This window comes from Paenibacillus terrae HPL-003 (genome assembly GCF_000235585.1).
In the GTDB taxonomy this organism is placed as follows: Bacteria; Bacillota; Bacilli; order Paenibacillales; family Paenibacillaceae; genus Paenibacillus; species Paenibacillus terrae_B.
The window spans coordinates 5,404,350-5,418,981 of sequence record NC_016641.1; the positions used below are offsets into that span (position 1 = coordinate 5,404,350).

Consider the following 14,632-nt stretch of genomic DNA (forward strand, 5'->3'; position numbering starts at 1 on the left):
TTCATCTGTTACATGTATATCGGTCAGAATAAGATATGATATAAGTCCGCGTTTAAACCAAACGGGCCTGCCAGTAATATGACAGACCCATTTTTGCAAAAGATATTTTCGCTCTTTAGGAAAAAACTATCCTTGATAGGATTCTGCAATCGCATTCGCCGCAATGATGGCGTTGTACACGTCAGCAGGACTGACCGGAAACGGCATATTGACCATCGTGTCATTCGATGCACAAGCAGCCTCAGCTACTTGACGCCATTCAGCCTCGACAAACTCCTCTACACCCAGATCACGAAGCGTCAATGGAAGACCTACGTCCTTAACCAGTTTGATGACCGTTTCCAGTTCTTCTTTCGGTGCATTTTCCAGCACGAGCTGAGTTAGCAAGCCGAATGTAACCTTCTCGCCATGCTGTGCTTTATGCAGTGAAGGAACAGCCGTCATGCCATTATGAATCGCATGCGCTGCTGCCAAACCGCCTGATTCCGCACCAACACCACTCAGATAAATTGTCGCTTCAATGGTATCTTCCACCGCGCGAGTATATACTTTACGATCCACCGCAAGCTTGGCTTTCACGGCATTTTCCAGCAACGTATCATAACAGAGACGGGCAAGCCCCAACCCTGTGGTGGAAGGTTTGTTCAGCACCAGATTGTCCCCATTGGACTGATAACAAGCTCGCGCTTCAAAATAAGTAGCCAGGGCATCGCCGATGCCAGCTGCGAAGAAACGTGCAGGCGCCGCTGCCAGAATACCCGTATCTGCGAGTACAACGTCGGGATTGGTTGGCAGGAACAAATATTCATCAAAGGAGCCATCTTTCTTGTAGATAACCGCAAGGGCTGTACAAGGTGCATCCGTAGAAGCAATCGTCGGGAAAATAACGACAGGCAGCTTTTCATAGTAAGCCGTTGCCTTAGCGGTATCCAGCGTTTTCCCGCCGCCTATTCCTATAATGATGTTAGCGCCATGCTTGCGCACCAACTCCCGGTTACGCTCAATTTCTTCTTTAGTACATTCATATTGGAATTTCTCGAAAATCGCCTGATTGCCAGCCGCTTCAATGGAAGCACCGGCCTCCTTTTGGGCCCTTTCAAGTATAAACTCATCGCAAATAACAAAGGCTTTATCGCCATAATCTTTAATGTAGTCATTTAACGACGAGAGCAGATTCTGGCCAGAAATAAATTTCTTGGGTGAAGTAACGGACCTTACAACGTTTGACATGTAAATTCCTCCTCAGCTTTGACTCACACCGAAAACACTATGTATCTCAGTATGTGACAACTTAACTATAGACCTCTTTTGACCCTGTTAAAAGACTGTTTATGGAATATTTTATGAACAAAATGTGTATCCCTCAAGCTTAAACGCTTTCATTCCATTCGGAATACAGCATCCCCATCATAATACGGTCATAACTGTTCCCATCACGAAGAACAGCCGAACGAACCCTGCCCTCATGCTGGAAACCCGCCTTTTCATAGGTCCGAATGGCCTGTTCATTGTACTCAATAACATCCAGACCGACCCGATTCAAATTTAATTCGTAAAAAGCATAACGAAGAATGAGACGCACCGCTTCTGCCCCGTATCCCTTCCCACGGTAGTCCGTATTGCCTATACCAATCGCCAACTGGCCGATCCGATTATTCCACTCAATCCCGTGAATGGCAACAAATCCGATCAGGACATCATCTTCCAACGTTCTCAACCGGAAATAGACTTCGTTCGAACTGGGTGAACCTTCCGCTTCCATTTGCTTCAGCGTATAAGGAAGTGCCAGGTCCGTATCCACATTTCGCAGGTACTCCGCGTCCTCTCCCCATTTGAACATCGTTTCGGCATCTTCTTCCCTGACTGCGGATAGTTTAATCCGATCCCCATAAAATAAATTTTCGATTGTCATGACTCTTCATCCCCTGTTTTGTGTTGTCCCATTTTCGCTCTAGCTATTATGCTATTAGACGTCCGCAATATAAGCCTCCTCAAGAATTCAATGTATAAACTTTACAAAACAATCGGACAAAACACAAACAATTAACTATAAACTATCTATTCATCCTTTTTTATAGAAAAATATTCCTGATTCTGATAGACTATAATCAGTCTAATCCCCTACATATTTGTATAAAGGACCGGGACTATAGTCATGAACAGAAAGGAAGAGTAAGGATGAACAAACAATCCAAAATCGTCTCCATCGCACTGGCATCGGCTCTAGTATTCAGCGTTTCTTTTCAATTCGCCCCCACCGTAGAGGCCAAAAAATCAAAAAAAAACCATAAATCAGCTACGCAAAGTTCCGTCTATTACAAAAACTGTACAGCTGTTAAAAAGGCAGGTAAGGCACCTCTCTACAAAGGTGATCCCGGCTATCGCTCAGCACTCGACCGTGATCATGACGGAATTGCCTGCGAAAAATAATCTCTCATTACATTTGAATGGGTACACATGCACAAAAAGACCCTGCGGCCGCAAGGTCTTTTTCATATTCCTTAATATTTAAACAGCATAGCAACCAACTGATATCCGGCTCCAATTGTCCAGAACAGCACATAATCACCGCGCCGGATTCGACCGGATTCAATCCCTTCATACAAGGCAATGAACGGGCTACTGGTACCCGTGTAGCCATAACGATCACCCACATAGATCATTTGGGCGTCCTCCAGCTTCAAGTGGTCTTGAATCTTCAACACATTTGCCAGCGAAAACTGCGACAGACAATAGGCCCGTACATCCTGAGGAGCCAGTCCGTTCTTCTTTAAAATTCGCTTGAGCAGATCAAATGTGGGGGGCAATGCCATATTGGCATCGAACGGAAGCCATTGAATATATTTTCCAGGTGTATTCCTTTGCAGTGTTGCCGCCAATCCCTGAGCCGGATACAAAATTTTATCTATATTGACCGGGTCCGTAAAATACATGGAATCAATAAAGCCAGTATCCTCTTCTGTACGCTCCAAAATAGCCGCACACGCAGCATCCCCATAGTTTGCATAAGTAATTTCATCCTCGGGGCCAGAAATGAGCGAGTTATAATCCGAACCGATAATAAGCGCCGTCCTCACATCGGGATTGGCCAGCATCGCTCGACTAGCTTGATCAATAGCTACTGTCATCCCTGCACAATTTGCATTAGAATCCATCACAGCCACGTCATGTCTGGCCTCGATCGCTTGGTGAACAAACAGTGCATTCATCGGAAACAGCGACTCAGGAACTTGAGAGGAGAACACGATCATGTCCACGTCACGGCCTGTCATTTGAGCTTGATCCAGCGCTTTCTTCGCAGCTGCGATCCCCATCGTCAAACCGTTCTCATCCGGGCTATCAATAATGTAACGCTTCTTCCTGCCCATATGCTCCATGAAGCGCCGAATATCTTTGCCCTGTTCATCAAAATGACGGATATAATATTCGTTATCTACCGAACGGGGCGGATGATATACACCCAATGTTTTAATTTTAATACGGCTCATCAGCAGGTTCCCCCCTTGCACATCCATCTCGCAGTCTGTCACCGCATCAGAACATTAGTGTACGACGATATCTACGTTGTTTAATCCCGCTTCACGTGCTATACGACCGAGTTGCATTTTAATAATCGTTTGTTGAAGGCTGATAACAAAAATCACTTTGGCAAACCCGGTTTCTTTATACCGTACAAAAGAACCCTTCAGTTTTTCTACTTCTCCCGGCCCCAGCAGTGCCATTTGGGTGCAGTCTACTTGGAGCGTAAAGCTGGATGCCTGAATGGAGGATGTCTTAGATACATATTCCTTGACAAAACGATCATACTCAGCCTGGCTAAACACACCATTCACCGCCATATGTACCGTCTTAATGGTTTGATCCACTTCAATGCTGTAAGTATTTTGACTCATTTCAGTAAGACTCCTTTGATTTCATATTTTTGTATATTAAGATTATCGGAAAAATATGTAGAAATTTTAATATTAAAATAGATAAATAGCCACTAATATATTACAAGTTTGTGAATGTGCAAAAAAAGCCGCCACTGCTCCTGACTACAGGAAGCAACTGGCGGTTGACGAGTGACGTGTTCTTATGTTGAATTAATTTGTAAACGTATGGCGGCCGAGTGAGATGACAGCTGGACGGCTCTTGCTCCACTTGGCTGTGGCAATGGCCGGATTGTAATAAAACAGGGATCCGTTCGTCGGATCAGCACCATTAAGAGCCTGTCTCGCCGCACGATACGCGGTCTTGTTCGGTTTCAGGCGGTATTGACCATCCTGTACAGCGGTGAACTGGCCTGGCTGCAAAATAACGTCCGGAATCGAGCTTGGAAATTGATTGGACTGCACACGGTTTAATACGACCGCTCCCACGGCCACCTGACCTTGAAAAGATTCCCCGCGTGCCTCAGCATAAATAATCCGGGCCAGCTGCTCCAGGGCGGTTAAACGCACCTTCCCGAAGGAATCCAGCTTGGCTTGCGTTGTCGCTCCGGCTACACCGTCGGGCGTAAGGCCGTAGTCCCGTTGGAAACGGGCAACCGCTTTACTGGTCAAGGAGCCGTAATACCCGGTAAAACCGGCTTTAAAATAACCGAGCGAATGAAGCTGCTGTTGAAGCTCCAGCACTTGCTCACTCTGAACCCCTTTCGTCAGCGTTGACGATTGCGCTTGTACTTGTCCTGGCGTAACCGACAACACAGCACCCAGCATACATGCACAGGACAAGATTAACATAGATAATTTTTTCATACTTCAGACAACCTCCTCTTTCATGTTCTGTCCGGTACAACCATTCCGGCCTGTACAACTCAGGGGCGTTTATCCGATGAAGTTTCTATTGCTATAGCTTATGCCTAGCTGCGGAATTGACGCGTTGCTACATACGGAATCGGACAAAGATGCTCTCACACGTCCGTTGCAGTATACCACAAGCCGCATTTACGTATCATCCGGCTCTGGTCCTATGACTGCGCATACAAATAAACGCCAGCCTTAGCGGACTGACGAGTTCCCCTATCCTTGCACACAACATTGGGCGGATGCATAGGGTAGCTGTACGATCATCAAATTTTGAATAGCAGAAAGGTAGGAACGACGCGTGGATTCATATATGGATTACACCTCTCCCTCCGTACAATTTACTTATGATTTAAAAGACAATGTTTTGTTCCAAAAGGATGCTCAAAACTCATTCAACGAGCTTTCGGTCCAGCAATTGAATACGTTAGTAAATATATCACTGCTGGATATTCGCTTGAGCACAGCCAACGTCATAGAGCCTCACTACCACCAAAATGCTTCAGAACTGGTATACTGCATCTCTGGTGCAGTGACCGTGTCACTGATTAACCCGTTTACCCGCGAGTTGCGGCATTTTCCGATCACGCCTGGTCAGGTGGTTAATGTTCCCCAGGGATGGTGGCACTACGAGGTCGCCACAATGGATGATACTCATTTGTTAGCGATTTTTAATGCCCCCATTCCTGAATTCATTCTTGGCTCCGATATTTTGAGGTTAACGCCAAGCAATATTCTGGCTCATACCTACTGCCTGAATGAGAACAATATTCAGGAAGCGCTCGCTCCTATCAAAAAGCCTGTGATGATCGGTCCGCCCAATGACTGCAAGCACCAGCAGGCCAAAAAACCCGGAATACATGTGAGACTTGCCGATACTTCCCCGCAGGCCGCCCCGGAAAGAACCTATGCCCACACAGACGGATATCCCGGCTTCTCCTTTAACCCTTACCATGAATGGACCTAGCCCTGATAAGATCATAAATCCGCGGGAATGCCCTCTCCCTGTATATTAGCCGTTACCGTTACATCATTCCTCTCATAAAATGCTAATTATAAGAGGGGGTGATTGAATGGACGCTTATTACAACTGCTTGGGCTGTATGAACAGAAGAGTACGTGTTTTGACAAGGGACGGGCAACAGCACGAAGGCACCATCGTGAAGGTGGACCGCAATAACGTGTACTTAAAAACAGAATCAAACGGGCGTGTTCAAACGTCTGCTTTTTATCCTGGCTATGGATATGGATATGGATATGGCAATCAAATCTTAACCTTGAGCCTGTTCACCCTGTTAGCGATTGCTTTAATTTAAGTCCACTGCACCCATTAAACCCTGTCTACCAAACCATGACACCTCTTATGACAACTACCAACCCCGACACTCATCCGTCAGGGAGTGGTAGCTGCTATTTGAGGTGTTTTACAATACAAGCAAGTTACTTCAATCCCCTAAAACAATTAAACCCCCCACCGGTTATCCACCGATGAGGGGTTTAATTTGCTCATTTCAATTTAGATCCATAAAGACTTGGTGATGATGACCAACAGAATGAACAGTACCAGGATAGCCCCTGTCGATGTCCAACCACCGTAGCCTCCAACTTGACCGCCACAACCTCTTTCGCATTCACCCATGGATAAGTTCCTCCTTCAATTCAAGGTACATCATAGCTTATGTATTGAGGTTTCCTATGGACCGGGCTTATCAGCAATGAAATGATTCTCTCCGTTGACTGGGCATCCGCCTACACCCTTTCTGGGCAGGAGCATAAGATATCACAATTAATCCTGAAGGAGTGAAGCAATTGAATCCGAATCAAGCGCTCAATTACAGTACGAATCAACCTTTTCCCCATCACCACCATACCCCGCATCATATCATGGTAAGCCCTGTAGACCCGTATGTGGTAGAAACATTAAAATCGGTCATTGGCAAATATGTTGTACTGGAGACCACACGCGGCAGAATTGACGGATGTGTAGTGGACTGTAAACCTGATCATGTCATTTTGGATGTATACGGAAAGAAATTCTTTGTCCGGATCTGCGAAATCGTATGGATCATGCCCAGCTAGACGATTAGACGCCAAAAATCCTCGCCGATCCTATACCGGATTCGCGAGGATTTACGGTCGTCACAAGCTTCTGCTATTCAATATCTCCTGCCAGCGAAGAACGGAGTTCATCTATCGTTCCATTGAATTCATTCAAATCCACATTACCAGGGATACCCGGAACACTGCCTGTGCTACTGTACTGCCAGGCCCACCAGTTGTTCCAGGCTGGAACTGCAGTCGGCTTTTGAGTAGTGCTGTATCTGGCTACCCACAGTTTATACATAGAAAATGTAGGATCAAACTTGGAAGCAAAAACATTGCCCGTATACACGATGACGAAGTGGAACCAGCACATTACCCTTTATTTCCTGGATCTGAGTTCCCTTCGAAGCACTTATATCTTTACCATCCAGCTCAATATGCGAACTTGAAGACGTGGCGTGAGTTTCCCCTGGAAATACCCATAAAAACAGAAATAAAAAAGCCAAAAAACAAATTTTCTTCATTATGTACCCTACCATTCTATAAATTTTCACTTATGAAAATCGTGCAATCTATTATCCTCAGAGCCTGCCATTTTGATAGACGCCATTAATTATGTAAAAGTTACGGATAAGTCATCGCATATCTCAAGTTTATCATTTACAGCACTAAAAAGTCTCTACCAGCTACATAGCGAGCAGAGACTTTTTTTGTTGTACTAACTATTTCAGTACGTAGGCACAAAGGATTGGATATTATTCTCTTTCACACCGTTAAAAATGTTAAGCCTATAAGAATGACCGAAGTGATAGACAGCACAAGTAAGGGAAGCACCGCTTTCTCCCGCAAGGTCTTAAAGCTCACATTCAGCCCCATGCCTACCATTGCCATCGTTAGCATAAATGTGGTGATGTGAGAAACTCCATTCATCAGACTAGAAGGAACTACGATATATTTTCCCAAAACATAGCTACCGATCAAACTTGTTATGACAAATCCAATGAGAAACCAGGGGAACTCCATTTTCGCATCCGAGCCGATCTTTCCGGTTCGCTTCATCCAGTACATTAGCATAAAGCTAAGCGGTATGAGTAAAAAGACACGGCCCAGCTTGGCTAGTAAGCCAATCGCGAGGGCATCCTGTCCGGCAGGTTCGGCAGCTAAGGCCACATGTGCAATTTCATGCAGGCTGATGCCTGACCATATTCCATATTGCATATCCGTCAAAGAAAGCCACGATCGAAGGACAGTAAACAAAATGGCAAATACAGTTCCGACCAAAGCAATGAGCCCTACTCCTATAGCCGTATCCTCATCCTTGGATTTCAACAGGGGAGAAACAGCCGCAATCGCAGCCGCCCCGCAGACACCTGTCCCAATACCGAGAAGAAGCGAGAGCGAAGCATCTGCCTTAAAGCGCTTGGCCAGCCACATCGTAAACAGGATGGAAAATACGACGGTACCCACATCACGCAGGAGCAAGCCCATACCATGATGAATAACAACATCCATATTGAGCTTTAGTCCGTATAATACGATAGCCCCTCTCAGCAATTTTTTAGCCGAAAACTCAATCCCTGAGCGTAAAGCTTCGGGATATCCCCATAGCTGTCGGTATAAGACAGCGAGAAACATCGCGCAAGCCAAAGGGCCTACATAATGAAAGCCAGGTATTTCGTTCAGACCATACCCCACGAATGCAAATATCATGGTCAGTACAATGCCTAAGATACGCTGGATAAAGCGATCCCTGTTAGAGTGTGGGGAATGCTTTTGTGATAAAGCGGAACTTAGTGAACATTTCATGCGCTTTATGTGACTGCTCATGGTGAATACCTCCAATTCTGTCTTCATAAAGCTTAATATGTATTTTGTCATAAGAAAAATAAATCATTATAATGATATCCATAAGTAAATTGATATGATGAAAAATGGAGGAGTTGGCTTTGGATCAATCTTTAATCGTATTTGTTATGGTAGCGGAGAAACAAAACTTCACAAGAACAGCCGAAGAGTTACACATGACCCAGCCTGCCGTAAGTCAATACATTCAAACGCTGGAGCGTACCATGGGAGCCCGGCTTTTGGAGCGAAGTAATAAATATGTGCGTTTAACCAAAGCTGGTGAAATTGTGTATCATCATGCCCAGGAAATTATCCGCCTCCACACCCGAATGCAGTATTTGGTGGACGAGTTGATGAATACGGCAAAAGGCAATCTGTCCATTGGCGCAAGCTACACTTACGGAGAGTACGTACTTCCTCATGTGATTGCGCAAATGAGAAGTCAATATCCACTCATTCAGCCCTCCATTAGCATCGGCAACACTCAGGAAATTGAAAGATTGGTGATCCGCAATCAATTGGATGTGGGGATTATTGAAGGAGAATTTCAGCATGACCATTTGTATATCGAACCGTTTGCAGAAGATGAAATGTATATCGTCGTTCCACATCATCATCGTTTGGCTGGTAAATCTCAAGTGGGTTTAAGTGAGCTACAAGAGGACATATGGATTCTGCGCGAAGAAGGCTCAGGAACCCGGGAAGCGGCGGAAAAGATGTTTGCACGATTTCAGTTTGCCCCTGCTCATATTATGGATTTTGGCAGCACCCAGATTATCAAAGAATCTGTAGAAGCAGGCTTGGGCATTTCTTTGCTGTCACAGTGGACGATTCAAAAGGAACTCACCTTGGGCACTTTAAAAGTGTTGGATATAAGCGGCCTCCCGGTCGTTCGGAAATTCTCTTTTCTGACCCCTTCTGCGGTATTTGAAACTAAAGCGTCCACCGTTTTTTTAGAGATTTTGCGAGGTTATAACGTGAAAAGGTGAAGTACAGAGCAACAGAAAAAGCACCAATTAAGGTGCTTTAACACATTCGTTATATTGTTGCTTTAAGAGGAGAGATGATCTTGTCCATGATACAGAAAGTGGCTAAAATCAGCGTAGCTGCCTTGAAATTGTTGCATGTCGTGGGCGGCAATCCCTACAAAATTCCCTGTAAATCCTCCTGACAAAAAGCTGATATTTTGCATTTCAAAAAGTCGCGTCCAGACAGGTTCGTCCCCGACTCCATAATAAAATTGCCCGTGGGATTCATGGACTTCTACGGCCAATTGTACAGGAAGATCGTCCTGAAGCGTAATCGCTTGAGGAACTAACGTAAATGAATTAGCTTCACATCTCATCATGCGCAGCACTTTTCCTTGCCCCTCTTCATAGCTAACATACGCATACAAAAAATTTTCATCATTGAGATACAGCAGAAGCCCCGCCATTTGCAAATAGCTTATAGGCTGATACTCCAGTGCCGTTTCTACCCGAAAATGATGATCGGTTTGCCGAATGGCAAGCACGTGATGCTGAAACAGACTTTGAATGGATTCTCCAGCCAGAATACGAAGATAGCCCGGACGCTGGCTCAGTGAGCACCAACGGTCATCCGCCAGTATACGCAATGTGTTCCACGTTTTATTTAAAACGGGCCCCTCGAAAAAGTCTTCGAATATAAAGCTGTGCTTCTGCTCTGCCGAGAAAGTTGTTCCGATAGGTGCAGGCACTTCTAATTGCGGCGTATGGCCCCCTGCGGTTAATCGCAGCCAGCCTTCATCATTCCAGTACACATGCTGCAAGGCCGTTTCTCGCCCTAAAATGGCATACTTCCCTTCCAACGGACGAGTACACAAATGAGCCATATACCAATCGCCATCTGGTGTCTGCACAAGACTGCCATGTCCTGCACATTGTAAAGGGAATTCAGGACGATCGCGTGACGTAAGCATCGGATTATGCGGGTCTACTTCATAAGGCCCGGATAGCTGCTTCGAACGGGCTACGGTTACCGCATGTCCCGTACCTGTTCCACCTTCCGCTGTAATAAGGTAGTAATATCCGTTTTGCTTGTAGATATGAGGGGCTTCTGTCTTTTTCAAAGGCGTGCAATCAAAAATTTTCACAGGCTCGCCAATAAGTCGTTGCCGCCTGCTATCGTATTCCTGCATAACAATACCTGAAGATTTATTGCTGTCCAACATGCGATAATCCCACAATGCATTCAATAGCCATTTACGTCCATCCTCGTCGTGAAATAAAGACGGATCGAATCCACTGCTGTTGAGATAAACCGGGTCCGACCACGGTCCATGGATCGCAGGCGCTGTCATCACAAAATTACGAACGTCCTTGAACGGACGCTTGGTGCTTTTCACATCTGTATAGAGCAGATAAAAAAGGTTATCCGCGTAGCTCAGCTGCGGGGCCCAAATGCTGCAATTTTTCGGATTTCCTTTTAAATCAACCTGATCGGTCAAAATATCCGTACAATGCTCCCACTGGGCCAAATCTTTGGACTGATACACCCGTACTCCCGGCAGCCACTCAAACGATGACACGACAATATAGTAAGTATCCTCGACTCGTACAATACACGGATCGGGATTAAAGCCTTTTAATATGGGATTTTGGATCATCATGAGAAATTACTCCTCCTTGCTTCCAAAAAGTGTCTCCACCAAAAACCTGCTCCTTGCTCCACGCTTCTGCTCCTGCTTCAAAACAACCCGCCCACGAAACTCGCTTCCTACGCAACGAGGCAACATCGGATACACCATACTCCTGATAGCAAACCGTTTTCTCATTTGCAGCATCGTCCCAATTGTCCCAACCCCGTGGATCAATATGTTCGCCCATTTTACAATCCACAAATACGGTCTTGGCATACTCACGCCACGGACGCCCCAAAAACACCAGGGTAATATCAGGGACTGCGGTTAAGTAGCAATGATTGAATACATAGCCATACGCTTGTCCCTGGGGAGTAGAGGCGGCTGTAACGTAGCTCGTTTGGTTCTCATGATGGCGCAAACTGCGAATTTCGCAATGTTCAAAATAAGCGGTAGCCCCACCAAAAATGAAGTCTACCGTTCCCTCGATATAACATTGCTGATAAAGCTGGCGATAGTGGGCATGATGTTCTTTCAAATGGATGCCGCCAAACTTTAGCCGTTCTTTCGGTGCCGGAGGCAACGGGCCTGTAAATAACGTATCCTGATGCCCGCGAAAGGTGCAATTTCTAAAAATCGTTTTATCACAATGAGCATATACGGCAACCGCCTGCCCAATGGCTTTCCCCTGTCCGGCCGTGTTGGAAATCGTGAGATTTTCCAAAATCAGATGGCTACCGCCTAAAAATAAAGTGGGAGTCGCAAAGGTCCCTATTTCCTCCCCTGCCTCATCCCGCTCCTTGGCATATCGATGCATTCGAATGTCTACCTGTCCGATGCCTAGGATATGAAGATACGAACGGTAAATTCGCACCTCTTCCTCATAGGTACCCGATAAAATATACAGCGTTTCCATTTCGTTAGAAGGCGACTGCTCCAATACAGCAATCGCCTCCTGAATCGTATGAAAATCACAAAAGGATTCTTTCCCTACCAGCATGGTTGCCCCAATCCTTTCATTGGAATTACAGATATTCTGCTAAAAATGACTGCCACGCCGTTCGCATTTCCAAGGTTTCCATATGCCCGCCACCTGCAATCACAGGCTGCCAATGTTCAGGGTGGCCTGCTTCCTGGTAAGCTTCCAGCAATCCCTTCGCCAAATGCTCGACCCCCTCAATAGGACACATTCGGTCATTTTGGCCTGTTATGCTCATTCGTGGACGAGGAACAATCCGCTTTTGAATATCCAGCGTGGTAAAATGCTTAAGCAAGCCGGGGACATAGGAATAGAAGCCATGGTGATCCAGTCCCCTTTTGGCGATCAGCGTATGAGCATCTACCTGTCCGCAAATATCAATGGTGACCTGTATCCGCTCATCTAACGCTGCCAGCCACCACGCCATCAGGCCCCCCATCGACATGCCAATCGTTGCGATGCGGGAAGCATCAACATTCTCTCGCTGGCACATATAATCCACCAAACGACGGTTATCGTACAGCATCATGCCCCACAGCACTTGGCCCTGCCAGAGCATTTCCTTTACCAGCTCACTTTCGGTTTTGCCCCCACGTTCATTAAAGCCCCACATGTCAATACAACAAGCGCAATAGCCCATGTCTGTCAGGGTTTTGGCAAATGAGGGCTGCTGCAAGTAAGAGCTGCTATGGATAAATTCCTTGCGTCCATTCGTATAATTGCCCCCATGCGAATGGTTGAAAATGACCAATGGAAACGGACCGTTTCCTTCTAATGGTGTGGCTATATAAGCTGGCACAGGCTCGATTCCGTTTATGTCCAGCAGGAGAGATTCCAGTAGGTATCCCTCTTGCTCCTCTTGGTTTAGCAGGGTGGCTGTAACGGGTCGATCTGCTGGAAGATCTCCCAATAATGCTTGCAGCTTATCCACGTTTTCCCTCCTTCCATGTCCTTTCTAATTAAAAATATTTTGTTCGGAAGGTTGTATCGTCACTTGTTCGATCAGCTTTTCAGGTTGGTTTGTATTTTTCGAATGACAACGGTTGACTTCAACGCCTTCCCCGTTTTCAATATAAAAAGCAGGTCCTTCATGATTCTCAATGGTCACTTGTTGAAAACGGATATCTCTAACATTGCCTAAATAAAAACCACGGTTGTTCATGTCTTCGATCCCTGTCATCATGGCAGGACGGCCGGGAATCGCATTTTTTGCCATAGAAATATCAATATTGGAAAATGTAATTTCAGCAATATATTGTTCTGCAAGTCCGTATAAAAATCCAGCAGCCGCATGAACCTGTCGTGCCGTGATATCGGAAAAATGAATCCGTCTAAAGCAAGGCGTTTCATCGGTAATTGGATAGGGATTTTTGTCCCAGACATATTTGTCTTTGCCCCGAGGTCCACAGAAATAATAGAGATTCAGAATAAATGGACAAATCACATCTTCCATCACAATATTGCTAACACGAATATCCTCGACGATTCCGCCGCGTCCCCGTCTTGATTTCAGGCGGATGCCCCGATCCGTTTGCTTGAACACACAATTGCTGATCGTGACATTACGGATATCTCCACTCATCTCGCTTCCCAGTACGACAGCGCCATGTCCATGCACCATCGTACAGTTGGTAATCGTTATATTTTCACAAGGAATCCTCTCCTGTGTATCTTCAGTTCCTGCTTTGATCGCAATACAATCATCGCCCACATCAATATTGCAGTTACTAATACGAACATTGGAACAGGATTCGGGATTAATGCCATCCGTATTGGGGGAATCCGTCGGGTTAAGAATGGACACATTGTCAATCGTAACGTTATAGCAAGCGATGGGGTTTACAGTCCAACTGGGGGAATTTTTCAACATGACATCTTTAATGGTGACCCGCTGACAACGGTCAAAGCTGATTAATTTGGGTCTAGGGTACTGTAACTCCTCGGGATGCTTCCGATGCTTTTCCCACCACGGTTGACCATTTCCATCCAGCGTTCCGCTGCCTGTAACTGAAATATTCTCTAGGTTCTGCCCATAAATACACGACGCATGTACTTCTCGCTGAACGCCTTCCCATCTGGATTCTACTACAGGATAATCAACCAAATCCGTACTGAAGGAAAGAATTGCACCGGGGCTTAAATGCAGCTCAATGTTACTTTTCAGAAAGATAGCGCCTGTCAGATACGTACCCGAGGGAACAAAAACCGTTCCTCCCCCGGCATTGCTAGCCGCTTCAATCGCAGCCGCAATCGCCCCTGTTGCCAACGTCGTACCATCCTGAGGTGCTCCATAATCTACAATGTTATACACTTGCATCTCGTTCTCTCCTGTCTTCATTTTTTTGTGAATACGAAAATAATTTATAGGCGGAAAGGCGC

The 14,632-nt window shown here is 45.7% G+C and carries 16 protein-coding genes and 1 pseudogene; 5 read left to right on the top strand and 12 right to left on the bottom strand.

Translation table 11 applies throughout. From position 1 onward, the window contains the following. Nucleotides 1-126: 126 nt before the first annotated feature. Together HPL003_RS24005 and HPL003_RS24010 are read right to left on the bottom strand one after the other, a co-directional pair. Nucleotides 127-1,230, bottom strand: a complete 1,104-nt coding sequence (locus HPL003_RS24005; RefSeq protein WP_014282387.1) for a glycerol dehydrogenase — start codon at nt 1,228-1,230, stop codon at nt 127-129. A 139-nt stretch (nt 1,231-1,369) separates the two neighbouring features. Then, nucleotides 1,370-1,912, bottom strand: coding sequence for a GNAT family N-acetyltransferase (locus HPL003_RS24010; RefSeq protein WP_014282388.1), 543 nt, complete (start codon nt 1,910-1,912; stop codon nt 1,370-1,372). Between the two features lie 350 nt (nt 1,913-2,262). Between HPL003_RS24010 and HPL003_RS24015 the strand changes: the two are divergent. Next, nucleotides 2,263-2,430, top strand: a pseudogene (locus tag HPL003_RS24015) (excalibur calcium-binding domain-containing protein); the annotation flags it as partial. A 71-nt stretch (nt 2,431-2,501) separates the two neighbouring features. Here HPL003_RS24015 and HPL003_RS24020 read toward each other — a convergent pair. The 3 genes from HPL003_RS24020 to HPL003_RS24030 form a co-directional block, all read right to left on the bottom strand. Beyond that, nucleotides 2,502-3,488, bottom strand: coding sequence for a ketoacyl-ACP synthase III (locus HPL003_RS24020; protein WP_014282390.1), 987 nt, complete (start codon nt 3,486-3,488; stop codon nt 2,502-2,504). A gap of 54 nt (nt 3,489-3,542) precedes the next feature. Next, nucleotides 3,543-3,893 carry a hypothetical protein gene (locus tag HPL003_RS24025; RefSeq protein ID WP_014282391.1) on the bottom strand — a complete coding sequence of 117 codons (351 nt, stop codon included), beginning with the start codon at nt 3,891-3,893 and terminating at the stop codon, nt 3,543-3,545. A gap of 192 nt (nt 3,894-4,085) precedes the next feature. Beyond that, on the bottom strand, nt 4,086-4,739 hold the full coding sequence (locus HPL003_RS24030) for a cell wall hydrolase (protein ID WP_014282392.1): 654 nt from the start codon (nt 4,737-4,739) through the stop codon (nt 4,086-4,088). A 349-nt stretch (nt 4,740-5,088) separates the two neighbouring features. On the opposite strand from HPL003_RS24030, the gene HPL003_RS24035 reads away from it, so the two are divergent. After that, nucleotides 5,089-5,754, top strand: a complete 666-nt coding sequence (locus HPL003_RS24035) for a cupin domain-containing protein (protein ID WP_014282393.1) — start codon at nt 5,089-5,091, stop codon at nt 5,752-5,754. A gap of 106 nt (nt 5,755-5,860) precedes the next feature. Beyond that, complete coding sequence (locus HPL003_RS24040; RefSeq protein WP_014282394.1) at nt 5,861-6,103, top strand: LSm family protein; 243 nt, start codon at nt 5,861-5,863, stop codon at nt 6,101-6,103. A 200-nt stretch (nt 6,104-6,303) separates the two neighbouring features. On the opposite strand, the gene HPL003_RS30265 is transcribed toward HPL003_RS24040, so the two are convergent. Continuing rightward, complete coding sequence (locus HPL003_RS30265) at nt 6,304-6,426, bottom strand: hypothetical protein (protein WP_014282395.1); 123 nt, start codon at nt 6,424-6,426, stop codon at nt 6,304-6,306. A 170-nt stretch (nt 6,427-6,596) separates the two neighbouring features. On the opposite strand from HPL003_RS30265, the gene HPL003_RS24045 reads away from it, so the two are divergent. Continuing rightward, a complete protein-coding gene (locus tag HPL003_RS24045) occupies nt 6,597-6,866 on the top strand; it encodes a YuzF family protein (RefSeq protein WP_014282396.1) in 270 nt (89 codons plus the stop codon). Between the two features lie 73 nt (nt 6,867-6,939). On the opposite strand, the gene HPL003_RS24050 is transcribed toward HPL003_RS24045, so the two are convergent. Together HPL003_RS24050 and HPL003_RS24055 are read right to left on the bottom strand one after the other, a co-directional pair. Then, the gene (locus HPL003_RS24050) at nt 6,940-7,203 is read right to left on the bottom strand and encodes a GH25 family lysozyme (RefSeq protein WP_014282397.1); all 264 of its coding nucleotides are present in this window, start codon (nt 7,201-7,203) and stop codon (nt 6,940-6,942) included. 392 nt (nt 7,204-7,595) lie between these two features. Next, complete coding sequence (locus HPL003_RS24055) at nt 7,596-8,657, bottom strand: YeiH family protein (RefSeq protein ID WP_014282398.1); 1,062 nt, start codon at nt 8,655-8,657, stop codon at nt 7,596-7,598. A 119-nt stretch (nt 8,658-8,776) separates the two neighbouring features. On the opposite strand from HPL003_RS24055, the gene HPL003_RS24060 reads away from it, so the two are divergent. Next, entirely contained in the window at nt 8,777-9,664 is an 888-nt protein-coding gene (locus tag HPL003_RS24060; RefSeq protein ID WP_014282399.1) for a LysR family transcriptional regulator, read from the top strand. Between the two features lie 62 nt (nt 9,665-9,726). Here HPL003_RS24060 and HPL003_RS24065 read toward each other — a convergent pair whose 3' ends face one another. From HPL003_RS24065 to HPL003_RS24080, 4 genes are read right to left on the bottom strand one after another with little or no spacing between them, the layout of a single operon-like run. Beyond that, nucleotides 9,727-11,304 (bottom strand): glycoside hydrolase family 43 protein, encoded by a 1,578-nt coding sequence (locus tag HPL003_RS24065; RefSeq protein ID WP_014282400.1) that lies wholly within the window; start codon nt 11,302-11,304, stop codon nt 9,727-9,729. Then, on the bottom strand, nt 11,270-12,274 hold the full coding sequence (locus HPL003_RS24070) for a pectinesterase family protein (RefSeq protein ID WP_014282401.1): 1,005 nt from the start codon (nt 12,272-12,274) through the stop codon (nt 11,270-11,272). Before HPL003_RS24070 ends, HPL003_RS24065 begins: the two co-directional genes overlap by 35 nt. Before the next feature lie 25 nt (nt 12,275-12,299). Then, a complete protein-coding gene (locus HPL003_RS24075; RefSeq protein WP_014282402.1) occupies nt 12,300-13,184 on the bottom strand; it encodes a dienelactone hydrolase family protein in 885 nt (294 codons plus the stop codon). A gap of 24 nt (nt 13,185-13,208) precedes the next feature. Further along, the gene (locus tag HPL003_RS24080; protein WP_043922493.1) at nt 13,209-14,570 is read right to left on the bottom strand and encodes a glycoside hydrolase family 28 protein; all 1,362 of its coding nucleotides are present in this window, start codon (nt 14,568-14,570) and stop codon (nt 13,209-13,211) included. Nucleotides 14,571-14,632 lie beyond the last annotated feature (62 nt).